Origin of the sequence: Micromonospora auratinigra (assembly GCF_900089595.1) — a bacterium.
Classification (GTDB): Bacteria; Actinomycetota; Actinomycetes; order Mycobacteriales; family Micromonosporaceae; genus Micromonospora; species Micromonospora auratinigra.
The window spans coordinates 398,123-420,332 of sequence record NZ_LT594323.1 but is presented as its reverse complement, the minus strand read 5'-3'; the positions used below and the strand labels follow the sequence as shown (position 1 = coordinate 420,332).

The 22,210-nt window shown below is 74.9% G+C and carries 24 protein-coding genes; 12 read left to right on the top strand and 12 right to left on the bottom strand.

All coding sequences use genetic code 11. From position 1 onward, the window contains the following. Positions 1-9: 9 nt before the first annotated feature. Positions 10-504 (bottom strand): class I SAM-dependent methyltransferase, encoded by a 495-nt coding sequence (locus GA0070611_RS02010; RefSeq protein ID WP_091672332.1) that lies wholly within the window; start codon positions 502-504, stop codon positions 10-12. A 116-nt stretch (positions 505-620) separates the two neighbouring features. On the opposite strand from GA0070611_RS02010, the gene GA0070611_RS02005 reads away from it, so the two are divergent. The 3 genes from GA0070611_RS02005 (at position 621) to GA0070611_RS01995 (ending at position 3,956) form a co-directional block, all read left to right on the top strand. Then, complete coding sequence (locus GA0070611_RS02005; RefSeq protein WP_091656296.1) at positions 621-2,252, top strand: RecQ family ATP-dependent DNA helicase; 1,632 nt, start codon at positions 621-623, stop codon at positions 2,250-2,252. Between the two features lie 63 nt (positions 2,253-2,315). Continuing rightward, complete coding sequence (locus GA0070611_RS02000; RefSeq protein WP_091672329.1) at positions 2,316-2,819, top strand: hypothetical protein; 504 nt, start codon at positions 2,316-2,318, stop codon at positions 2,817-2,819. 93 nt (positions 2,820-2,912) lie between these two features. After that, positions 2,913-3,956, top strand: coding sequence for a helix-turn-helix domain-containing protein (locus GA0070611_RS01995; RefSeq protein WP_091656287.1), 1,044 nt, complete (start codon positions 2,913-2,915; stop codon positions 3,954-3,956). Positions 3,957-4,159: 203 nt separating this feature from the next. Here GA0070611_RS01995 and GA0070611_RS01990 read toward each other — a convergent pair whose 3' ends face one another. Genes GA0070611_RS01990 through GA0070611_RS01955 form a run of 8 tightly spaced genes read right to left on the bottom strand, consistent with a single transcriptional unit; the run spans position 4,160 to position 12,800 of the window. Further along, positions 4,160-5,146, bottom strand: coding sequence for a DNA topoisomerase IB (locus GA0070611_RS01990; RefSeq protein WP_091656284.1), 987 nt, complete (start codon positions 5,144-5,146; stop codon positions 4,160-4,162). Beyond that, on the bottom strand, positions 5,130-6,101 hold the full coding sequence (locus GA0070611_RS01985; RefSeq protein WP_091656279.1) for a glycosyltransferase family 9 protein: 972 nt from the start codon (positions 6,099-6,101) through the stop codon (positions 5,130-5,132). The genes GA0070611_RS01990 and GA0070611_RS01985 overlap by 17 nt, the downstream gene beginning before the upstream one ends. Continuing rightward, positions 6,098-6,802, bottom strand: a complete 705-nt coding sequence (locus GA0070611_RS01980) for an SDR family oxidoreductase (RefSeq protein ID WP_091656275.1) — start codon at positions 6,800-6,802, stop codon at positions 6,098-6,100. The genes GA0070611_RS01985 and GA0070611_RS01980 overlap by 4 nt, the downstream gene beginning before the upstream one ends. Continuing rightward, positions 6,799-8,283 carry a PfkB family carbohydrate kinase gene (locus GA0070611_RS01975; protein WP_407940405.1) on the bottom strand — a complete coding sequence of 495 codons (1,485 nt, stop codon included), beginning with the start codon at positions 8,281-8,283 and terminating at the stop codon, positions 6,799-6,801. Before GA0070611_RS01975 ends, GA0070611_RS01980 begins: the two co-directional genes overlap by 4 nt. Before the next feature lie 11 nt (positions 8,284-8,294). Beyond that, positions 8,295-8,963 (bottom strand): D-sedoheptulose-7-phosphate isomerase, encoded by a 669-nt coding sequence (locus GA0070611_RS01970; RefSeq protein WP_091656268.1) that lies wholly within the window; start codon positions 8,961-8,963, stop codon positions 8,295-8,297. After that, positions 8,963-10,180, bottom strand: a complete 1,218-nt coding sequence (locus GA0070611_RS01965) for a glycosyltransferase (RefSeq protein ID WP_091656265.1) — start codon at positions 10,178-10,180, stop codon at positions 8,963-8,965. The genes GA0070611_RS01970 and GA0070611_RS01965 overlap by 1 nt, the downstream gene beginning before the upstream one ends. Next, complete coding sequence (locus GA0070611_RS01960; RefSeq protein ID WP_091656260.1) at positions 10,165-11,139, bottom strand: glycosyltransferase; 975 nt, start codon at positions 11,137-11,139, stop codon at positions 10,165-10,167. Before GA0070611_RS01960 ends, GA0070611_RS01965 begins: the two co-directional genes overlap by 16 nt. Then, entirely contained in the window at positions 11,136-12,800 is a 1,665-nt protein-coding gene (locus GA0070611_RS01955; RefSeq protein ID WP_091656257.1) for an HAD-IIIA family hydrolase, read from the bottom strand. The genes GA0070611_RS01960 and GA0070611_RS01955 overlap by 4 nt, the downstream gene beginning before the upstream one ends. Before the next feature lie 181 nt (positions 12,801-12,981). Between GA0070611_RS01955 and GA0070611_RS01950 the strand changes: the two genes are divergently transcribed. Continuing rightward, positions 12,982-13,428 carry an SRPBCC family protein gene (locus tag GA0070611_RS01950; RefSeq protein WP_091656255.1) on the top strand — a complete coding sequence of 149 codons (447 nt, stop codon included), beginning with the start codon at positions 12,982-12,984 and terminating at the stop codon, positions 13,426-13,428. A gap of 102 nt (positions 13,429-13,530) precedes the next feature. Beyond that, positions 13,531-14,298, top strand: coding sequence for a polyprenol monophosphomannose synthase (locus GA0070611_RS01945; protein WP_091656252.1), 768 nt, complete (start codon positions 13,531-13,533; stop codon positions 14,296-14,298). Between the two features lie 341 nt (positions 14,299-14,639). Here GA0070611_RS01945 and GA0070611_RS01940 read toward each other — a convergent pair whose 3' ends face one another. Continuing rightward, the gene (locus tag GA0070611_RS01940; protein WP_091656250.1) at positions 14,640-16,232 is read right to left on the bottom strand and encodes a phytoene desaturase family protein; all 1,593 of its coding nucleotides are present in this window, start codon (positions 16,230-16,232) and stop codon (positions 14,640-14,642) included. Between the two features lie 70 nt (positions 16,233-16,302). On the opposite strand from GA0070611_RS01940, the gene GA0070611_RS01935 reads away from it, so the two are divergent. After that, on the top strand, positions 16,303-17,739 hold the full coding sequence (locus GA0070611_RS01935; RefSeq protein ID WP_091656245.1) for an aldehyde dehydrogenase family protein: 1,437 nt from the start codon (positions 16,303-16,305) through the stop codon (positions 17,737-17,739). Between the two features lie 66 nt (positions 17,740-17,805). On the opposite strand, the gene GA0070611_RS01930 is transcribed toward GA0070611_RS01935, so the two are convergent. Next, complete coding sequence (locus GA0070611_RS01930) at positions 17,806-18,210, bottom strand: ChaB family protein (protein WP_091656242.1); 405 nt, start codon at positions 18,208-18,210, stop codon at positions 17,806-17,808. A 141-nt stretch (positions 18,211-18,351) separates the two neighbouring features. Between GA0070611_RS01930 and GA0070611_RS01925 the strand changes: the two genes are divergently transcribed. The 5 genes from GA0070611_RS01925 to GA0070611_RS01905 all read left to right on the top strand — a co-directional run bounded on the left by GA0070611_RS01925 (position 18,352) and on the right by GA0070611_RS01905 (position 21,070). Continuing rightward, complete coding sequence (locus GA0070611_RS01925; protein WP_091656239.1) at positions 18,352-19,329, top strand: YihY/virulence factor BrkB family protein; 978 nt, start codon at positions 18,352-18,354, stop codon at positions 19,327-19,329. 84 nt (positions 19,330-19,413) lie between these two features. After that, a complete protein-coding gene (locus GA0070611_RS01920; protein ID WP_091656237.1) occupies positions 19,414-19,830 on the top strand; it encodes a DUF2795 domain-containing protein in 417 nt (138 codons plus the stop codon). Positions 19,831-19,885: 55 nt separating this feature from the next. After that, positions 19,886-20,347 carry an SRPBCC family protein gene (locus GA0070611_RS01915; RefSeq protein ID WP_091656235.1) on the top strand — a complete coding sequence of 154 codons (462 nt, stop codon included), beginning with the start codon at positions 19,886-19,888 and terminating at the stop codon, positions 20,345-20,347. Between the two features lie 96 nt (positions 20,348-20,443). Next, complete coding sequence (locus GA0070611_RS01910) at positions 20,444-20,707, top strand: hypothetical protein (RefSeq protein WP_091656233.1); 264 nt, start codon at positions 20,444-20,446, stop codon at positions 20,705-20,707. 153 nt (positions 20,708-20,860) lie between these two features. Further along, a complete protein-coding gene (locus GA0070611_RS01905; protein WP_091656230.1) occupies positions 20,861-21,070 on the top strand; it encodes a hypothetical protein in 210 nt (69 codons plus the stop codon). A gap of 20 nt (positions 21,071-21,090) precedes the next feature. Here the strand turns inward: GA0070611_RS01905 and GA0070611_RS01900 are convergent, their stop codons facing one another. Further along, positions 21,091-21,528: a hypothetical protein gene (locus GA0070611_RS01900; RefSeq protein WP_091656227.1), complete on the bottom strand. Its 438-nt coding sequence runs from the start codon at positions 21,526-21,528 to the stop codon at positions 21,091-21,093. 176 nt (positions 21,529-21,704) lie between these two features. On the opposite strand from GA0070611_RS01900, the gene GA0070611_RS01895 reads away from it, so the two are divergent. After that, the gene (locus tag GA0070611_RS01895; RefSeq protein ID WP_091656224.1) at positions 21,705-22,067 is read left to right on the top strand and encodes a DUF6401 family natural product biosynthesis protein; all 363 of its coding nucleotides are present in this window, start codon (positions 21,705-21,707) and stop codon (positions 22,065-22,067) included. Positions 22,068-22,210 lie beyond the last annotated feature (143 nt).

The following is a 22,210-nucleotide window of genomic DNA, read 5'->3' as shown; positions in this document are numbered from 1 at the left end:
GTGCGCCGCTCAGCCGGGCCGCCGGGCGGTGACCAGCCGGGCGGCGGTGTCCAGGCGTACCCCGTCGGGGGTCTGGTACGGGCGCAGCGCCCGGCGCAGGTTGGCGAAGGCGGCGACCGGGTCGGCGAAGAACATCACCCCGAACCGGCTCAGCAGGACGTCGAACGCGTCGGCCGGGAACGGACGGACCTGCGCGTCGGCCCGGACGAACCCGACGTTGTGCACGCCCTCGTCGGCGGCGGACGCGACGGCCCGGTCCAGCATCGGCGCCGAGAGGTCGACGCCGAGCGCGTGCCCGGTGGCGGACCGTCGGGCGGCGAGGCGGGTGAGCTGTCCGGTGCCGCACCCGACGTCGAGCACCCGGTCGCCGGGCCGGACCGGGTCGAGCAGGACCTGGTTGAAGCCGCTGTTGATGGCGTCGTAGCGGGCCTGGTGATCGGCCCAGTGCCGCCCCTCGTAGCCGTTCCACGCCTGCTCCTGGTGCCGGTTCGAAACCGTCTCCACGGCCACCCTCCCCGCTGAATGAGCGCTCGTTCATGAACGCTCATTCATAATGCGGGCCGCGGTGTCCCCGGTCAACCCGTTTCGGCGCTGATGACCGGGGGTACCTGCGGCCACTGATGAAACTGACCATGCACTCGACGACGTTGCGCCGCGCGGCCCGCAGCCTCTTCGGCTGGACCAAGCTGCGGCCCAACCAGCTGGCCGCCATGCGGACGGTCATGAAGCGACGCGACGCCCTGGTGGTGCTGCCCACCGGGGCCGGCAAGTCGGCGATCTACCAGATCCCGGCCAGCCTGATCCCGGGACCGACCGTGGTCATCTCCCCGCTGCTGGCCCTGCAGCAGGACCAGATCGCCGCGCTCAACGAGCGGCAGCGCCCCGAGCTGCGGGCCGTGCGGATCAGCTCCGACGAGAGCGCCGCGCAACAGGCCGAGGCGATCGAGGAGATCCGCAAGGGCCGGGCCGAGTTCCTCTTCATCACCCCGGAGGCGCTGAGCAACCCGGACCGGATGGCCGAGGTCAAGTCGCTCAAGCCGGCGCTGGTGGCGATCGACGAGGCGCACTGCATCTCCGCCTGGGGGCACGACTTCCGCCCCGACTACCTGGCGCTCGGGCACCTGATCGAGGGCATCGGCCGGCCACCGGTGGTGGCGCTCACCGCCACCGCCTCCCCGCCGGTACGCGACGACATCATCGCCCGGCTGCGGCTGCGCGACCCCGAGGTGGTGGTCTCCGGGCTGGACCGGCCCAACCTCTTCCTCGAGGTGGCGCACTGCCCCACCGACGACTACCGCTGGCGGCGACTGCTCACGCTGCTGCGCGACGACAAGCGCCCCGGCATCATCTACGTGCCGACCCGACGGTCCGCCGAGGAGCTCTCGCGCCGGCTCACCGACGCGGGCTTCCCGGCGCAGTACTACCACGGCGGCATGCCGACCGCGGCCCGGCACGGGCTGCACGAGGCGTTCCTCGCCGACCAGGTGCCGATCATGGTGGCCACCTCGGCGTTCGGCATGGGCATCGACAAGCCCAACATCGCCTGGGTGGTGCACATGGCGCTGCCCGACTCGCCGGACAGCTACTTCCAGGAGATCGGCCGCGCCGGCCGTAACGGCGAGCCGGCCCGGGTGCTGCTGCTCTGGCGCGCCGAGGACGTCGGCCTGCAGCGGTACTTCAGCGGCGGCCTGCCCGACGAGACCGAGCTGCGGGACCTCGCCGCGCTGGTGCGCAAGAAGCCCCGGACCAAGAAGGAGCTGCGTGAGCTGAGCGGCCTCGGCCCGCGCAAGCTCGGCCAGTACCTGTCCCTGCTGGAGCAGATCGGCGCGGCCGAGCCGCAGGCCCAGCAGCGCCTCGGCGCCCCCCGGTACGCCCCGAAGCCCGCCGCGGCGGGCCGGGCGGCGCTGGCCGAGGCGGAACGGCAGCAGACGGTCACCCGTTCGCGTACCGACATGATGCGCGCCTTCGCCGAGACCACCGGGTGCCGGGGCCAGGCGCTGCTGGCGTACTTCGGCGAGCAGATGCACGAGGTCTGCGGCCACTGCGACAACTGTCACGCCGGCACCAGCGTCACCGACAGCCGGGCGGTCGGTCCGTTCCCCGTGCACAGCCAGGTACGCCACCCGGAGTGGGGGCCCGGCCTGGTGCTCAGCTACGAGGAGGACCGGATGACGGTGCTCTTCGACGAGGTGGGCTACAAGACGCTCTCCGTCCGCGTGGTGTCCGAACAGGGCCTGCTCACGCTGGACTAGCCTGACCCGGGCGCCACGGCGGCGCCCGTCGACAACGACCACCACGGCGAAAGGGGCTTGATCGTGATCGAGCAGCCGGCGTACACCCGGTTCGGATTCTCCGACGAGGAGTGGGGCCTGCTGGTCGGGCTGCCGCAGGCGGTGCTGACCGCCGCGAGCGCGGCCGAGTCCGACGGCACGAAGCGCACCATGGCCGAGAACGCCGCCGGGTTGGAGACCATCGCCGCCGGCCGCGAGTCCGCGAACCCGCTGGTGGCCGCGGTCGCCGGCGAGGTCGTCGAGCGGGTGGGCGACCCCGAGGCCGGCGCGGAGCTGCCGGTCATCGCCCCCGCCGACCCGCAGGCGATGATCGACGACGTGCTGGCCCGGGCCGGCGAGGCCGCCGTCCTGCTCGCCCGCACGGTGGACGAGGGCGAGGCCGGGGCCTACCAGCACTGGCTGGTGGAGATCGCCGAGCAGGTGGTCACCGCCGCCTCCACCGGCGGCATCCTGGGCATCGGCGGCGACGTGGTCAGCGAGACCGAGCGGCGCTTCCGGGACCGGCTCTCCCAGGTGCTCAACGACTGACGATGACGGATAGTGGACGCCCCACGGCTGTCGCGATGCGGCGCGGTGGGGCGTCCTCCATGGTGGAGGGTGACGACACACGGGGGTACCACCATGGACGCCACACTGCACCGACACATCCTGGACACCGAGCTGGTGCCGCCACGCGAGCGCTTCGGCATGTGGCTGGACATGCTCGCCGACTCACCCGCGCCGCTGCGGGTCCGCACCGAGCACGCCGACGACTTCGTGGCCCGCGCCGAGTTCATCGAGCTGGGGGCGATGCGACTCGTCCGCTACCGCTACCCCTCGCTGGACTGCGTCCGCACCCGCAAGCTGATCCAGCGCTCCGATCCGGACTACTACCTGCTGGCCCTCACCCTCACCGGGAGCAGCGCCGCCGGGCAGGAGGGGCAGCAGAGCCACTGCCGGCCCGGTGACTTCACCTTCTACGACTGTTCCCGGCCGCACGAGGTCAGCCACCACGGGGACGACCACGGGCGGGAACCGGCCAGTTCGATCGTGGCCTTCATCCCGTACGACGCGCTGCCCCTGTCGCACGGCCGGCTCGCCGCCCTCTTCGCCGGCCGGATGCCCGGCAGCGTGGGCATCGGGGCACTGCTGGCCGACTATCTCATCCAGCTCACCGGCCATCCCGACCAGTACCACGCCACCGACGCCGACCGGCTGGCCGGGATCGGGCTGGACCTGGTCTCCACCATGCTGGGCCGGCACCTGGTCTCCGAGGACGCGGTGCCCACCGAGGTACGGCGCCGGGCGCTGCTGGCCCAGGTCCGTGCGCACATCCGCCAGCACCTGGGCGACGCCGGGTTGACGCCGCAGACCGTCGCCGACGCGCACCACGTGTCGGTGCGCTCGCTGCACCGGCTCTTCGAGGCCGAGGAGACGACGGTCGCCGCGTACATCCGGGACCAGCGGCTGGAGCGGTGCCGGCGCGACCTGACCGACCCGCTGCTGCGCGACCAGCCGATCCACGCCATCGCGAGCCGCTGGGGCTTCCGCGACAAGGCCCACTTCAGCCGGGCGTTCCGGGCCGCGTACCAGCAGACGCCCCAGGCGTACCGGACCGGTCACCTGGAACAGGCACGGATCGTCAACGCCGCGGCATCCGCGGTCAACGCGCAGCGGACATACTGAGAGCGGGCCGGACGCCGGGCGACCGGCACGGCCCACTGGTAACGGGGGGCCGTGGCGAGGCGCCCGCGACGGACCGTCGCGGGCGGCCGCCCGGTGCCGACGCCGCCCGTCGGCGCGCGAACCCCCCGGCCACATCGGCCGACGACGGCCGGACCGGACCCCGGCCCCGTCGTAATTCCCCCCAGGACCGACGACGGGGCCGGTCAGGTCGCCTCCTCCAGCAGGCCCAGCACGGCCTGTTCCGCCGACTCCCGGGGCATCTCCGGCTCCACCGGGGCCAGCACCCCGTCGTGGTAGAGATCCACCACCCGCGGGTCCACGTACGACGTCCGGGCCACCGTCGGGGTGTTGCCGAGCAGGTCCGCGACCGAGCGCATCACCGCCGCCACCGCCCGCCTGCGGGCGGTCACCGACCGCTGCGGACCCGTCGTCGCCAACTCGGTCGCCGCCAGCACGGTGGCGTGCCAGGTACGGAAGTCCTTCGCGGTCATCTCGCCGCCGCTGGCGTCGCGCAGGTAGTCGTTGACCTCGTCGCTGCGCACGTCCCGCCACGCCCGCCCGTCCCAGTAGCCGAAGAGGCGCTCCTCGGCCCGCCGCCGGCGGCGCAGGTTGGTCAGCACCCGGCACAGCTCCGCGTCCTCGATCCGGCGTACCTGCTCGATGCCGCCCTTGGCGGTGAACTCGAGGACCACGCAGCCGCCCCGGGACCGGGCGTGCTCGGGGCGCAGGGTGGAGACGCCGAAGGTGGGGTCGTCGCCGGTGGCGTACTGGTCGCTGCCCACCCGGAACATGCCCATGTCCAGCAGCCGGGTGACGGTGGCCAGCACCCGCTCGCGGCGCAGCCCGCGCAGCGTCAGGTCGTGCTCCACCCGGTCGCGCAGCACCGGCAGCCGGTGGGCCACCTCCAGCACGTGGTCGAACTTCGCCTCGTCCCGCTTCTGCCGCCACTGCGGGTGGTAGAGGTACTGCTTGCGCCCGGCGGCGTCGATCCCGGTGGCCTGGATGTGCCCGTTCGGGTGGGGGCAGATCCACACCTCCTGCCAGGCCGGCGGGATCACCAGGTCCCGCAGCCGGGCCAGTTCGGCCGCGTCGCGTACCGCCTCGCCCTTCGGGTCGAGGAAGAGCCAACCCTTGCCGCGCCGCCGGCGGGCGTACCCCGGCCGGCCCGGATCGCTACGCCGCAATCGCACCGGACTCCCGCACCGCCTGTTCCGCGTCGTCCACGGCGGCCAGCACCTGCTCCACCCCGATGGCCGCCAACGTCGGATGGGTTCCTACCCGCCCGGGCGCGCCCCAATCGTGGTCGTTACGACCCGGATGGGTGGTTCCGAGCACCCGGTGCCGGGGGCGGTCCGGCGGCGGTCCCCAGCGCGCCGCCGACACCGGACCGAAGAGCACCACCGAGGCGGTGCCGTACCCGGTCGCCAGGTGCGCCACCCCGGTGTCGCCGCTGACCACCAGCCGGGCGTCGGCGACCAGGCCGGCCAGCTCGGTCAGGCCGGTCCGCCCGGCGAGCACCGCGTCCGGGGGCAGCCCGGCGTCCCCGGCCACCCGTCCGGCCAGACCCCGTTCGTCGGCGGAGCCGGTCAGCACCACCCGGTGCCCGCGGGCGGTGAGCGCCCGGGCGAGCCCCGCGAACCGTGCCGCCGGCCACCGCTTCGCCGCGATCTTGCTGCCCGGGTGCAGCACGGTGACGCCGGCCGGCACCCCGGTCCCGGGCGGACGGCGCAGCGCCAGGTCGCCCGGGTCGGCCGGCAGCCCGTACGCGTGCAGCAGCCGGCACCAGCGGTGGACCTCGTGCTCGTCGTCGTCCCAACGGGGGCCGTCGGCGTGGCCGGCCTCGGCGTTGGCGAAGGCGAGCACCCGGCCCGGCCGCAGCGCGGCCAGCAGCCGGTGCGACCGTGGGCCGCGACCGTGCAGGTTGACCGCGAGCTCGGGCGGTGGTCCGGTCCAGGCCGGCCCGTCCACCAGACCGGCGGTGGGCAGCACCCGGTCGATCCCGCCGACCAGGTCGGCCAGCGGCGCCAGCCAGGCCGGTGCGGCCAGCACCAGCTCCCGGCCCGGCAGGCCGGCCCGCAGGCCGCGCAGCGCCGGCACCGCCGTGGCCAGGTCACCGACGCCGAGTGCCCGCAGCACCAGGATCACGGGTACGACGTCTCCCGCTCGGCGCAGACCACCAGCTCGCGGACGGCGCAGCCGGGCGGCTGGGAGAGCGCGAACATGATCGCTGCGGCGGTGTCGGCCGGCTCGTTGAGCGCGGCGTCCGGTCCGGGGCGGTACTGCGCGTCCCGCTCGTCGAAGAACGCGGTGCGCATCCCGCCGGGGATGAGCAGCGTGACGCCGACCGCGCCGGCCAGCTCGGCGGCGAGCGCCCGGGTGAAGCCGACCACCCCGAACTTCGCCGCGCAGTACGCCGTGGCGTCGCCGACCGCCTTGACCCCGAGGGTGGAGGCCACGGTGACCACGTTGCCCCGCGAGGCCGTCAGGTAGGGCAGCGCGGCCCGGATCACCGCCGCCGTGGCGAGCAGGTCCACCGCGACGATCCGCTCCCAGGTCCGGGCCGGTACGTCGGCCAGCTTCCCGGGCACGTCCATCCCGGCGGCGGTCACCACGGCGTCCAGCCCGCCGGCGCGTTCCGCCAGCTCCCGGGTGGCCGCCTCGGCGGCCCGGGTGTCGGCCAGGTCGCACTCGACCCAGGGCACCGCGTCACCGGGCCGCTGCCGGTCCAGCACCAGCGGCCGGCCGCCCGCCCGGGCCACCGCGGTGACCACAGCCGCGCCCAACCCGCTCGATCCGCCGCTGACCAGGACGGTCGGGCCCGTCCCGGGTGGTGGACTGCCGCTCATCGTGCTCCCTCCACGGTGGACCGGGTGACGGCCACCTCGTCCGGTACCGGCACGACCGGCCAGTCGGCCGAGCCGCGACCGGCCCGGGCGGCCGCGATCATGTCGGTGGTGGAGCGCCCGTCCAGGTACGGCACCACCACCGTGTGCCCGCCCCAGCGGGCCAGGATCTCCGCCTCGGGCAGCGTCTGCTCGCCGCCGCCGGTGGCGTAGTCGCCGCCCTTGACCCAGATGTCCGGCCGCAGCCAGGACAGCGCCGCGTGCGGGGTCGGCTCGTCGAAGACCAGCACCGCGTCGACGCAGGCCAACGCGGCGAGCAGCCGGCTGCGGTCGCCCTGCGGCACGACCGGGCGCGCGGGGCCCTTCAGCCCGGCGACGCTGGCGTCGGAGTTGAGGCAGACGACCAGGCAGTCGCCGAGCCGGCGGGCCGCCTGCAACGTCGCCACGTGCCCGGCGTGCAGCAGGTCGAAGCAGCCGCCGGTGGCGACCACCGTGCCGCCGGCCGCGCGGACCTCGGCGATCACCGCACCGGCCGCCGCCGCGCCGATCCGGTCCCCGCCGCCGGTCACCACCAGCGGGGAGGCGGTCCGCACCGGCGCGGGCAGGGCGGCGGCCACTCCGCCGCCGGCCACGTACGCGGACGCCTCGGCGACCGCCTGCTGCACCGCCTCGGAGACCAGCGCGCCCCGGGCCAGGGCGAGGGTGGCGGTCGCGGCGAACCGGTCCCCCGCCCCGCAGGTGTCCCCCTCGGCGGCCGGTGCGGGCACCACCAGCGGCGCGGACCCGGCGTGGCAGAGCAGGGCGCCGTCGCCGCCCAGGGTCACCACCACCGCGCCGGCCTGCCAGCGCTCGCGCAGCGCCTGCGCGCCCCGCGACGCGGTGGCCAGTCGGGACGCGCCCGGGGGCGCCTTCGCCAGCTCGCGCGCCTCGGACTCGTTGGGGGTGACCAACTGCACCCCGGGCACCGCCGCCGGCCCCCGGGGGTGCGGGTCCCAGACCACCGGGGCCCGGGTCGCGGTCAGCGCGGCGCGCAGCGCCGGCTGCCGGGCCACCCCCCGGCCGTAGTCGCTGACCAGGATCGCGGCGGCGTCGGCGATCAGCCGCAGCACCGCCTCGCTCGGCTCGCCCGGTTCACCGCCGCGGCCGCCCCGGTCGTGGCGCAGCAGCACCCGGCCCCGGGCGCGCAGCCGGATCTTCTCCGGGGTCGCGCCGGACAGCGGCAGGCCGTACAACTGCACCCCGGCGGCGGCCAGCAGGGAACCGATCCGGGCCCCGCCGGCGTCGTCGGCGATCGCGGTGACCAGCGCGACGTCCGCGCCCTGCCCGGCCGCGAAGAGCGCGGCCAGGCCGGCACCCCCGGGCCGGTCGACGTACGTGGTCTCGTCCAGCACCGGCACCGGGGAGTCCGGGCAGAGCCGGTTCACCAGCCCTTCCACGTCCCGGTCCAGCAGGGTGTCACCGATCACCACCACGGGTCCCGTCACGCTCGACCTCCTCATCGGGGCGGCACCGCCGGGGTGTCGCCGAGCACCACCTCGACCCCGGCGCGCACCGGTGCCGGCCCGGCTGCCAGCGCCGCGGGCAGCGCCCGGTCGACGTACTCGCAGAGCACGTGCGTGGCGACCAGGTGCAGCTCCTGCACCACCTGGCTCTCCGGAGAGTCGATGGCGAGCGTCTCGTGGCAGAGCCCGGCGAGCGGGTTCGGGGCGGGACCGGTGAAGGCCCAGCAGCGCAGGCCGGTGTCGCGGCCGGCCTCGGCGGCGGTGAGCAGGTTGCTGCTGGTGCCGCTGGTGGACATCAGCAGCAGGATGTCGTCGGGTCGGCCGTGGGCGCGGACCTGGCGGGCGAAGACCTCGTCGTAGCCGTAGTCGTTGCCGATGGCGGTCATCGCGGAGGTCTCGGCGTGCAGCGCGATCGCCGACAACGGCTGCCGGTCGTCGCGCAGTTTGCCGACGAGTTCGGCGGTGAGGTGCTGGGCCTCGGCGGCGGAGCCACCGTTGCCGGCCACCAGCAGCCGCCCGCCGCCGGCCAGCCGGTGCGCCAACTCGGCCCCCCAGCCGGCGAGCTGCTGCTCGGCCTGCCGCAACGGCAGCAGCGCCGCGGCCAACTGGGTGAGATGGTCCTCCAGCACGGTGCCGCCGACGGCGGGTCCCGGGGCCGCCATCAGGCGACCACCCGGCTCGGCCGGCGCACGGTGGCGACCTCGCCGTACAGCTCCGCGAGCCGTTCGGCGGCGCTCGACCAGGAGTAGCGGGTGCGGGCCCGCTCCAGGGCGGCCGTGGCGTACGCGAACCGGCGGATCCGGTCGCCGAGCAGCCGGCGGACGGCCGCGCCGAGCGCCGCCGGATCGCGGGCGGGCACCAGGTCACCGGTGCGGCCGGCCAGCACCGTGTCGATCAGTCCGCCGACGGCGGTGCCGATCACCGGCACCCCGCACGCCATCGCCTCCAGCGGGGTGAGCCCGAACGGCTCGTACCAGGGGGCGGCGACCAGCACGTCCGCCGAGCGGTACCAGCGGCCCATCTCCTCGCGGGGCACCGCGCCGATCAGCCTGACCCGGTCGGCGATCCCCAACGACTCGGCCAGCGCCCGCAGCCGCAGCGCGTACGGGTCGGTCTCCAGCAGCCCGGCCGGTGGCCCGCCCACCACCACGCACTCGGCCTCGGGAACCAGCGCGGTGGCCCGGATGACGTCCTGGAAGCCCTTGCGCTCGACCAGCCGACCGACGGTCAGGATGCGCGGCCGGTCCCCGTCGCGCTCGGCGACCGGGCCGAGCGGCGCGAAGGTGGACAGGTTCACCCCGGACGGGACCACGGTCATCCGGGACCGGGGCACCCCCATCCGGACCAGCTCGGCGACCTCGTCCTGGCACTGGGCGACCACCCGGTCGACCGCCCGGCCCAGGTCCCGCTCGTGCCCGACCCGCCCGGGCGGGCTGGTGTCCTGCGCGCCCTGGTGCCGTCGCTTCACCGTGCCGAGCGCGTGGTACGTCTGCACCACCGCCGCCCCGGTGCGCCGGCCGGCGGCCAGCGCCGCGAGACCGCTCATCCAGAAGTGCGCGTGCACGACCTCGGGCTGCCAGTCGCCGCCGCGCCACCGGTCGGCCAGCCAGTCACCGAACGCCGGCATGTACGGCAGCAGGTCGTCCTTGGCGACCGGCTCGGCCGGCCCGGCGGGCACGTGCACCACCTCGTACCCGTCGGCGGCCCGGACGGTCACCGGCAGGTCCACGGCGTCGCGGCGGGTGTAGACGCGGACGTCGTGGCCGGCGGCGACGAGCGCGGCGGAGAGCTCGGCGACATGCGTGTTCTGGCCACCGGCGTCCTCTCCACCGAGGACGGCGAGCGGACTGGCGTGCTCCGAGATCATCGCGATGCGCATACTTCCTCCTCCAGCAGCCGGTCCCAGTCGGCGAGGAAACGCTCCAGGCCGTAGCGGTTCCGTGCGGCGGCCCGCGCCTGCGCGCCGGCCCGGCGCGCGGCGGTCGGGTCGTCGACGAGCGCCCGGGCGGCGTCCAGCAGCACGTCGACCCGGGTGGAGAGGGCGCCTGCGGTCGGCGGCACCGCCTCCACGGCCTCGGTGGTGGCCAGCGCCACCACCGGCATGCCCATGGTCATCGCCTCGATCAGGCTCAGCCCGAGCGAGGTCCACCGGCACAGGTGCAGGTACGCCCGCCGCCGCGCCAGCTCGGTGTGCATGGCGTGCTGCGGTACGTCGTCGTGGCTGGTCAGCCGCTCGGCGGGCAGCCCCAGGTGGTCGGCGAGCCCGGCCACCTTCATGCCGTAGACGTCCAGCGGGGCGATCTCGGCGAAGCGGGCCAGCAGGTCGGTGCCGGTGACCCGCCAACGGCGGACCGGCTCGTTGATCACCACGGCGAGGCGGTCCAGTTCGCCGGTCCACTCGACGGCCGGGGCGAGCACGCCGTGCTCGACCACGGCGGTGCGGGCGCCGCCGTTGTCCCAGAACAGCTCGTTGAAGTGCGTGACGTGGGTGAGCAGCAGGTCGTCGCGGTCGGCCATCGGGTGCCGGGTGTTCGGCACGTCGCCCTTCGGCGTGTTGTGCTCCACGTAGATCGCCGGCAGGTCGCGGCCCACCCGGCGGCCCAGCCACTCGCAGGCCAGGTCGAACTCCTCGGGCCGCTGGAGCAGCACCACGTCCACGTCGGCGCGGCGCAGCTCCGCCGGGGTCACCTCGACGGCGCTCTCCGGCCAGGGATAGGTCCGGGCCCGGCCCAGCCCGTACGGGCCCCGGTCCGGGGTGGTCGGGATCAGGTAGGTGTGCTTGCCGTGCACGAACGACGTCGTCCACGAGCCGTGCACGTGCCAGAGGAGGATGTTCATCGGGCCACCCGGACCGGTTCCGGCGTGTCGGCGCGCACCCCGAGCAGTCGCAGCGCCTCGCGTACCCGCCCCGGCTCGACGTCGGTGAGGCAGGGGTGGCCGGGCACCGGGCAGCGGGTGGCCCGGGTGTCCCGGCAGGCGGCCCCGGCGTCGCCGAGCCGTACGGTCGGCACCCGGTACGGCCCCCACTGTCCGAACGGGACCGTGGGGGCGAAGAGGCTCACCACCGGCACGTCCAGCGCGGCGGCCAGGTGGGCGGGGCCGGTGTTGCCGACCACCAGCGCCCCGGCCCGGGCGATCACCGCCGCCAGTTCGGCGAGCCCGGTCCGACCGCCCAGGTCGAGCCCGCCGGCCGCGGCGACCCGGGCGGTCAGCTCCCGTTCGTCCGGCCCGCCGGTGACCACCACCCGGTGCCCGGCGGCGGCGAGCACCCGGACGATCCGGGTGGCCAGTTCGGGTGGGCAGGCCCGGGTCTGCACCGAGGAGCCCGGGTGCAGCACCACGTAGCCGGGCGCGCCGAGCTCGACCGGGGGCGGCGGCAGCCGGTCGGCGCGCAGCCGCAGCCGGGGTTCGTCGTCGGTGGGCAGGGCGAAGCCGGCGGCGGCGGCGAGGGAGAGGGCGCGTTCGGGTTCGGGTACGCCGACGGGGACGCGGTGGCGGACGTCGAGCAGGGAGCCGGGGTAGTCGTCGCTGATCGCGCTGATCCGGGGCACCCCGGCCAGCCGCAGCAGCAGGGCCAGGGGCAGTGGTGACTGGTGGAACGAGGTGAAGATGACGGCTTCGTCGGCGCGGACGGCGGTCAGCCGGTCGACGAGGTCGCGCAGGCCGGCCGGGTCGACCGGTGGGGCCGGGGCGTCGATCCAGGGCAGCGGCCATTCGATGGTCTCGTCGACGCCGGGCAGCAGCTCGGCGGCGGCCCGGCCGCGCGGCCCGCAGAGCAGCACCACGCGTCGGGCGTTCGCGGCGACCGCCCGGATGCCGGGGCCGGTGACCAGCACGTCACCGGCCGCGTCGCTGCGTACCACCAGCACGGTGCCCCGCCGCCGCGCCGGTCGGGGCGCGGCGACCAGGCGCATCCGGCGCAGGATCTGCGCCACCGCGTCGGGCAGGTCGACCGCGACGGTCGGCGCGGCGGCCACCTCCGCCGACCGGGTGGTCGGGGTCGGGACCAGCACACCGGCGGCGCCGGCCGCCGCGGCGGCGGCCATGTCGGCGCCGATGTCCCCGACCATCACGCAGCGGGCCGGGGTGGTGTCGAGCGCGCGGGCGGCGGCGTGCAGCATGCCCGGGGCGGGCTTGCGGCAGGCGCAGCCGTCCGGTTCCCCGTGCGGGCAGACCTGCCAGGCGTCGAAGGGTCCGAGCAGTTCCTCCACCCGGGCGTTGACCCGGCGCAGGTCGTCGGCGGTGAACAGGCCCCGGGCCAGGCCGGACTGGTTGGTCACCACGGCCAGCCGCAGCCCGGCGGCACGCAGCTCGTCCAGCGCCTCCCGGGCGCCCGGCACCGGGCGTACCTTCTCCGGGTCGCCGTTGTAGGGCACGTCCTCGATGAGCGTGCCGTCCCGGTCGAGCAGGACCGCGTCGTACAGCCCGGACGGGAGCCGGTCAGCACCCGGGTCAACCCGGGCTGACCTGCACTGATCCCGCTCGTGGTCCCGTCGCACGGGCCGCGGGTTCCCGACCCCCCGAGGAGTAAACATCAACTCGCGGCGCCAGCCGCTGCGCCGGTGCCCGCCGACCGGTGCGTCGCCCGCCCACCGGTCCGGTGCGGCGATACCCGCCGCTGCCGAGAAGCTAACCCGGTGGCCCGGTTACCGGCGCGCCGGGCTCGGGTATGGGATATCGGTGGCGATTGTGGAGAAAGTGATCGATGCACCCCCGCAGCAGGTCTTCGACGTGCTCGCCGACGGGTGGACGTACAGCGACTGGGTGGTCGGCACCGCACACGTGCGGGACGTGGACGACTCCTGGCCCCGGGTGGGCAGCCGGCTGCACCACCGGGCCGGTCCGTGGCCGCTCTCCCTCCAGGACGCCTCCACCGTGCTGGAGTGCGACGCGCCGCACCGGCTGGTGCTGAAGGCGGGGCTCTGGCCGATGGGCGAGGCGACCGTCGTGTTCGCCCTGGAGCCGGTGGACGGCGGTCGCACCCGGGTCACCATCGGCGAGGACTTCGCGGCCGGCCCGCTGCGCTGGGTCCGCAACAAGCTCAACGACCTGGTGCTGCACCTGCGTAACCGGGAGACGCTGAACCGGCTCTCCGACATCGCCACCCGGCAGAAGTCGGACCGGTGACGCGGATCTCCGGAACCCGGCCCCGGGGCGTCTGTGCGGAGCGTGCCGGAGCGACTGGCTACCCTCTGAGGTGACGCTGTCGGCCGACCGAGGAAGTCCGTGATGATCGAACCCGTTCAGTTGCCCGCTCCGTGGCGCGACGCACGTCTGACCGTCGTCGTTCCCACCTACAACGAGGCGGGCAACCTCCCGGTGCTGGTCGAGCGGCTGCTCGCGCTGCCGCTGCCCGGGCTGAAGGTGCTCGTCGCGGACGACAACTCGCCGGACGGGACGGGCGAGGTCGCCGACAAGCTCGCCGTCGAGCACCCGGACCGGGTGCAGGTGGTGCACCGGGCCGGCAAGGAGGGCCTGGGCCGGGCGTACGTGGACGGGATCGGCCGGGCGCTGGACGGCGGCGCCGAGTACGTGGCGCAGATGGACGCCGACCTGTCGCACCCGCCGGAGGCGCTGCCCGGCATGCTGGGCGCGCTGCTCTCCACCCAGGCCAGCGTGGTCATCGGCTCCCGGTACGTGCCGGGCGGCGAGCTGGACGAGAACTGGCCGCTGTACCGGCGCGCGCTCAGCGGGTGGGCGAACCTGTACGTGCACACCCTGCTCCAGGTGCGGATCCGGGACCTGACCGCGGGCTTCAAGATCTGGCGTGCCGACGCGCTGCGCGACATCGGGCTGGAGCGGGTGCAGTCGAACGGCTACAGCTTCCAGGTGGAGATGCACTACCTGGCCACCAAGATGGGCCACACCATCCTGGAGGTGCCGATCCGCTTCGAGGAGCGCCGCGAGGGCGCGTCGAAGATGACCACCGCCACCAAGATCGAGAGCGCGCTGATGCCCTTCAAGCTGCGCACCAAGCACCGCAACCTGGACCGCTGACGGCACCGGTCGATCGCCACGCCTCACGCTGCGTCATGTCACGTAGCGTGAGGCGTTTTCGTTCCCCGAGTCGTACCTCCGGTTGCCTTTGCTCTGCTTCAACGCACGCAACACCCGCCTGAACTGAGCTAATACCGCCGAACACCGCATCGGGTCTCCCCCCGAGCGTCGCTGGCCGTGACTGTTGCGTGGGTTGAAGCAGAGCAAAGGGGGCCGAGGGACACCGGCCGGCCGACGAGGACGTCACCGAGAGTGTCGACCTTTCTGCGGACGCCCGGTCTCCCCGCACACGCCCTCACCGCTCACCAGGCCGACGCCGACCGGGCGAACGGGCGACCGGGTCAGCGGTAGACCGCGCGGTGGGCGGCGTCGATGACGCCCGCGTACAGGGGGCCGGTGAGCGCCCGGTCGCGGGCCAGGGCGGCCCGCGCGGCGTTCGCGCCCGGCGCGCCGTGCACGCCGCCGCCGGGGTGCGCCGACGAGCTGGCCAGGAAGAGCCGGTCCACCGGGGTGTCCGCGCGCCCCAGGCCGGGGATCGGCCGCAGGAAGAGCTGCTGGTACGCGGCCGCGGTGCCACCGCCCAGCGCACCGCCGACCAGGCTCGGGTCGCCCGCCTCCAGGTCCGCCGGGCCGGCCACGTGCCGCCCCACGATCAGGGCACGGAAGCCCGGCGCGGCCTCCTCCAGCACGTCCTCCATCCGGGTCACGTGCGCGGCGACGTCCTCGGCCCGCCAGTTCGGCCGGAACGGCAGGTGGGTGTACGACCAGAGTGACTCGGTGCCCGGCGGGGAGTGGCTGGGGTCGGCCACCGACATCTGCCCGACCAGCAGGAAGGGGTCCCGGGGCAGCTCACCCCGGGCCAGCTCGGCCGCGTACGTGGTCAGCCCGTTGAGGTCCGCGCCCAGGTGCACGGTGCCGGCGCCGGCGACCGCGCGGTTCTTCCAGGGCACCGGAGCGGAGAGCGCCCAGTCCACCTTGAGCGTGGAGCCGTCCCACTTGAAGTGGGCCAGGTCCTCGACCAGCCGGGGCGGCAGCGCCGCCGCGCCGACCAGGTCCAGGAAGAGCGCGGGGGCCGGCACGTCGGCGAGGACCGCCCGGCGGGCCCGCCAGGTGGCGCCACCGACGGTCCGCACACCCATGGCGCGGCCCCGGGCGGTCAGCACCCGGTCGACCCGCGCGTTGTAGTCGATCCGGCCGCCCCGCTGCACCAGCCGGGCCACCAGCGTGTCGGTGATCCGCTGCGCCCCGCCGACCGGCACCGGCCAGCCGACCTGCTGGCCGAGCATGGCGAGCAGCCAGCCGTACACGCCGGAGCCGGCCTCCTCCGGGGACAGGTCGGTGTGCAGCGCGCAGCCGGCCAGCAGCGCGGGGCCACCCTCGCCGTCGAAGAGCTCGTCGCCGAGCTTGCGGACCGGCACCACCAGGCGGCGGGCCAGTCGCAGCGCCCCGCCGACCCGCAGTCGGCGCAGCAGGCCCAGCCCGCCGCGTACCGGCGGGAAGGGCGTGGTGATGGTGTCCAGCATCGGCCCGGCCACCTCGGCCCAGTCGGCGTACGCGTGCTCCCAGCGCTCCCCGTCGCCGGGGGCGAACTGCTCCAGCGAGGCGGCGGTGGTGGCCAGGTCGCGGTTGATCACCGCGGCCCGCCCGTCGGGCAGCAGGTGGGCCAGCACGTCCGGGGCGTGCGTCCAGCGCAGTCCGTGCCGGTCCAGGTCGAGGCCGCGCAGCACCGGGGAGGCGTACCCGAGGGGGTAGAAGGAGCTGTAGAGGTCGCTCAGGTAGCCGGGTGCGGTGACCTGGGCGGAGCGGACCGCGCCGCCCGGGGCCTCGGTGGCCTCCAGCACCAGGACGTCCCAGCCGGCGTCGGCCAGCAGGTTGGCGGCCACCAGACCGTTGTGACCGGCCCCGATGACGACGGCGTCGGCGGTGGGGATCATCCGATCCGCCTACCCGGCCGGTTACCGGGCGAAACGCGTTTGCCTCGCCCGGGCCGGGGCATCCTGCCGCATGTACACGGTTGCGCAGCTCATAGGCGGAGTGTGGGGCGCGGGTGGCGAGGGGGGCGAGCTGGTCGTACCCGATCCGGCCGACGGCTCCCCGGTTACCACCGTGCCGGTGGCGACGGCGGACGAGGTGGCCAAGGCGGTCGAGGCGGCCCGGGGTGTGGCGGCGGAGTGGGCGGCGACCGCCCCGGCCGAGCGGGCGGCGGCGCTGCACCGGGCGGCGGACGCGGTGGCGGCCGTCGCCGACGACCTCGCACGGGCCACCACGGCGGAGATGGGCAAGCCCCTGGACGACGCCCGCGGCGGCGTCGAGGCGGGCATCGGCACCCTGCGGCAGTACGCGGAGCTGGCCCCGCTGCGCGGCGGACGGACGCTGCACGGCGGCCACGCGGCGCTGGACTTCATGGCCCCCGAGCCGCGCGGCGTGGTCGCCGCGATCACCCCGTGGAACGACCCGGTGGCGGTCTCCTGCGGGCTGCTGGGCGCCGCCCTGGTCACCGGCAACGTGGTGCTCTACAAGCCGAGCGAGCGCAGCCCGGCCACCGGGTGGCTGTTGGCGAAGGCGCTCGACTCGGCCCTGCCGGCGGGCGTGCTGTCGCTGCTCACCGGCGGGGCGGAGGTGGGCGCGGCGCTGGCCGGGCAGCCGGGGCTGGACGTGGTGGCGCACGTCGGCTCCACCGCCACCGGCCGGGCGATCGCCGCCGCCGGGGCCCGCACCGGCGCGAAGGTGCTGCTGGAGAACGGGGGCAGCGACCCGCTCGTGGTGGACGCCGACGTGGACCCGGTCTGGGCGGCGGAACAGGCCGCGCTGGGCTGCTTCGCCAACGCCGGCCAGATCTGCGTCGCGGTGGAGCGCATCTACGTGCACCGGGACGTGGCCGAGGACTTCGTCGAGGCGTTGGTGGAGCGGGCCGAGGCGTTGACCGTGGGCCCCGGGCGGGACCCGGGCACGCAGCTCGGACCGCTGGTGGACCGGCGGCACCGCGACCACGTGCACGGTCAGGTCACCGCGGCGGTGGCCGAGGGGGCGCGGGTGCGGATCGGCGGCACCGTCCCGGAGGGACCGGGCGCCTTCTATCCGGCCACCGTGGTCATCGACTGCCGGCACGAGATGGCGCTGGTGCGCGAGGAGACGTTCGGGCCGGTCGCCCCGGTCATCCTGGTCGACTCGTTCAGTGAGGGGCTGCGGTGCGCCGCCGACTCGCCGTACGGGCTGGCGGCCACGGTGTTGACCGGATCGATGAGCCACGCCCAGCGGGCCTGGCGGGAGCTGCCGGTCGGCACCGTGAAGGTCAACGCGGTGTTCGGGGGCGCGCCGGGCGGGGCCGCGCAGCCACGCCGGGGCAGCGGCCAGGGCTTCGGGTACGGCCCGGAACTGCTCGACGAGTTCAGCACGGTCAAGGCGGTGCACATCGAGGCGCCCGGCGGCGGCCACTGGTGAGGCGCGGACACCGGAGCCCGGGACCAGCCTGGTCCCGGGCTCCGGTGTCGCTGCCGACGGATCCGCTCAGCGCCCGCCGCGCGCCTGCCGGGTGGCGCTGTCGTTCGCCTTCTCGATCGCCTTGACCAGCTCCGGCTTGGTCATCCGGGAGCGGCCCGGCACGTCGAGCTTCTTCGCCACCTCCATCAGGTGGTCCTTGGTGGCGTTGGCGTCCACCCCGCCGGCCGTGGGCGCGCGCCGGGTCGGGCCACCCCCGGCGGCCTGCCGGTCGCTCGGGCCCTTGCGGCCCTTCGGCTCCCAGTGGTCGCCGACCTTCTCGAACTCGTGCTTCACCGCGGCGAACGCGGTGCGGTGCGCCCGCTCCCCCTCGCCGTACGTCTCCACCGCCGAGTCGTGCGTCTTCTCCCAGGTCCGCTGCGCCTTCGCCGGGGAGCGCCGCAGCGTGCTGGGCAGTACCTCGCGCCCGGGCATCTCGTCCTCCTCCGCCTCGATGGGTTGTCCTGACCGTTCCCCCGGGTCGGAAGGGCAAACCGATACCCGGTTTGTCGATTTTCGTCACGGGGTACCGCCGGGCCACGCGCGGGAGGTGCGCCCGCGGCGAAGGGAGCGATCATGGCGGCGACGACGGAACCGGCGCTGACCGGTCGACAGCGGAGCCGCCTTCCCCGGCGGATGCGCCAGCTGAGCTGGGCCACCTGGCGTGGCGTGCTGGTCCGCAGCGGGCAGAACTTCGTGAAGGACAACTGCGCGGACTGGGCCGCCGCGCTCACCTACTACGGCGTGCTGGCGCTCTTCCCCGCGACCATCGTGGTGGTCGCCCTGGTCGGGCTGGTCTCCGACGGCGAGCGGACCGTCGACACGGTGATCGACCTGGCCCGGGAGATCGGGGCCGGCTCGGTGGTCGGCAACGACGGCTTCGTCAGCGTGGTACGGGGCGTGGTGGAGCAGCAGGGCTCGGCGAAGGTGCTGCTCAGTTTCGGTCTGCTCGGTGCGCTCTGGTCCGCGTCGGGGTTCATCGGCGCGTTCACCCGGGCGTCCAACGCGATCTACGGCGTCGAGGAGGGCCGGCCGTTCTACCGGCTGCGCCCGACCCAGATCGGGCTGGCCGCCCTCTCCCTGCTGCTGCTCGCGGTGGTCGCCACCGGGCTGATCGTCAGCGGCCCGGTGACCGACGCGGTCGGCGATCTGCTGCACGCCGGCGGACTGGCCCGCACGGTGTGGACGGTGGCGAAGTGGCCGGTGCTGGCCCTGGTGGCGATGACGCTGCTGTCGCTGCTGTTCTGGACCGCCCCGAACGTGCGACAGCCCCGGTTCCGGTGGCTCACGCCTGGCGGCGCGCTGGCCCTGCTGGCCTGGATCCTCGCCTCCTTCGGCTTCGGCCTGTACGTGGCCAACTTCGGCTCCTACGACGTCACCTACGGCAGCCTGGGCGCGGTCATCGCCTTCCTGGTCTGGCTCTACCTGTCCAACTGCGCGCTGATGCTGGGGGTGCAGGTCAACGCGGAGCTCCAGCGCGGTCGGGTGATCCAGGCCGGGGAGGGCGATCCGGGCGAACCGGTGCTGCCGCCGCGGACGCCCGCCGACGCCTGAGCCCGGTCCGGTTCCTGCCCGGCCGTCCGTCCCGGTGGTCGCGGGCCCGGTTTACCGGCGGCCCCCTCGGGCATGTCAGTCGGCATGGAACGTGGCAGCAGCAAGCACTCGCCCAGGGTCGACGATCAGATGAGCAGCGAGGTGAGCGGTCTCGTCCAGGGGCCGGGCACCGGCGGCTCCCGGGTCGACGAGTTCCGGGTTCCGGAACCGGCCGGGGAGGACCAGCCGGAGGCCACCACGGCTCCGGCCGGGGAGCTGCGTACCGGCGCCCCGCAGGGGATGAGTTCGACGGACGTGGAGGCGCGCAGCCGACTCGGCCGGTTCATCACCATGGCCGCCCTGCCGGGCGACCGGGAGGCGCTGGTGGCCAACGCGCGGGAGAACGAGGCGCCGGCCGACATCGTCGCCGCCCTGGAGGGCCTGCCCGACGGCACCCGTTACCAGACGATTTCCGAGGTGTGGGCCGCACTCGGGCACAAGAACGAGACGACGCGCTGGTGAGCGGGCCGGCCCACGGTCCGCGGTACGACACCGGCGGAACAGGAGGAACCCCGACATGAGCGGCGTTATGGAGCACGTGGACGTCTCCGTCCCGATCCGGACCGCGTACGACCAGTGGACCCAGTTCGAGGAGTTCCCGCACTTCATGGAGGGCGTCCAGGAGGTGCGGCAGCTCTCCGAGACGATGACCCACTGGACGGTGGAGATCGCCGGCGTGAAGCGCGAGTTCGACGCCGAGATCACCGAGCAGCTGCCCGACGAGCGGGTGGCCTGGCGCTCCACCGGCGGCACCCAGCAGGCCGGCGTGGTGACCTTCCACCGCCTCGACGAGGGGCACACCCGGGTCACCCTGCAGATGGAGTTCGAGCCGCACGGCGTGGTCGAGCAGGCCGGCGACAAGCTCGGCGTGGTGGACCGGCGGGCCAAGGGCGACCTGGAGCGGTTCAAGCAGTTCATCGAGCGGCGCGGCCAGGAGACCGGCGCGTGGCGGGGCGCGGTGGACCGCCCGACCCCCTGAGTGCCGACCCCCGGTACCGCAGTACCGCACGACGGCCGCCGGTCCGACCGGCGGCCGTCGTCGTTTGCGATCATCCGCCCCGGGTACGGCAGGGGAATGACCGACAACGACAGCCACGTGTGGCGCGACGAGGACCGTACCCCCCTGCACGAGCTGGACCGGGCGATCGCCCGGTCGACCCTCGACGGGCAGGCCGACGACGTCACCGGCAACGACGCCGGCGAGGAGTCCGCGTTCGGCCACGGGCCCGAGGCGGTGGACCGGGGCGCCGGCCCGGAGGCCGAGCGTCGGGAGATGACCGATGCGGACCGGGCGTACCGGCCGTCCACCACCGGGCGTACCGGTCCTGACACGATGTGACGCCGGCGGGGAGAGGGGGAACTCCCTTTCTCCCCACCCGCTTCCCCCTAACCGGCAAGATTTCCGGTACGGGCAGCCAGTAAAACGGGCAGCCCATCCAGAATCGGCCGAACGGGTGACGGCGATGCCGGGCTCCCGCGTAAGACTTTCGGGATGCAACAGGGCACCGGTTTCCTCACCCCTCGTCAGCGTCGCCTGGCCTGGCTGGGCTTCCTGCTCGCCGCCGTCCAGGCGCCCGTCGCCGCGAAGCTCGTCTCCGACAGCTCGTGGCTGTTCAGCCTGGTGGTGGCCCTCATGGTGGCGACCGTGATCCTGGCCGACGACACCATGCGTCGTCAGCCGGTCAACGCGTCCTCCGACTGACCCGGTCGGCCGCCGGGCCCTCAGCCGTCGGCGCCGGGCCGGGCCTCGTGTCCCGGTCGTCCGGCGCTGCGGCGACGTTCCTTCAGCTCCGCCTCGAAGAGGTGCCGGCGGCCACCGGCCAACTCGTCCCGGGCCCGCCGGTCCAGCTCGCGGAAGAGCCCGTAGTAGCCGTCGTCGAAGTCCTCGACGATCTGGAACGTCCAGCGCCCCGCGATGACGTTGCGGCCCAGCAGCTCCCGGTCGATGGTGTCGGCGAGGTCCCCGTGCCCCGCGGCGCGGAACAGCCGCACCGCGTCGTCGAGCATCAGGTCGGCGTGACCGATCAACTGGTGCAGCGAGTACAGGTGGCCACGGGCCCGCTCCACCGTCTCCAGGGCTTCGCTGAGCTTGCCCAGCGCCTCCACCGTGGCGTCACTCACGCCGTCCGGCCGGCGGTGCGCGGCATCCGGTCCGTCCACCTGCTGTCCCCCTCCGTCGCAGCTCGGGGCCTCTCGCGCCGTTCGCGCGTTTTCCCTTTGCCCCCGCGCGGGCGGGTCAATCCCCCCGTCGGACGCCCGGCCGGCGGCCGGACGACCGGGGCATCGTCCGGTCGGACGAGGTCGACCCGGTGCCGGCGCGGCTAGCCTCGGTCACCATGCGCGTGCCTGACAACCGGGTGGCGACCCGTTCCGCGGCGGTGTCCGCTCGGGCCACCCTCACCACGCTCACCGCCGCCGTCGGCACCGCCGGCCTGGCCGCGGCCGCCGCCGAACCGGGGCTGCTCGCCATGGTCGACCAGCACGCGGCAGCGGTACGCGACAGCCTGCACGGTGACCGCCGGCCGCTGACCGTGGCCGCGCTCGCCGGCTACGCCGAGGGCGTCCGGGCGGCGGCGCTGGACCACGGCTGGCAGCCGCCGGTCGAGCCGATCGACTGGTCCCGGCCGGACTGGCTCTTCACCCGCCTGCTCGCCGTCTGCGCCCTGGCCCGCTCGCTGGACCCCCGCTACCTGGCCTGACCGGCACGCCGCGCCGTCGGCCCCGTCCCCGCGACGACGCCAGGGTTCGCGCCCGGGCCCACGCCGCTCGCGGGGACGCGGCACCTGACCCGGACACGGCGGAGGGCGCCCGCGATCGCCCCGCGGACACCCTCCCTCGTGCT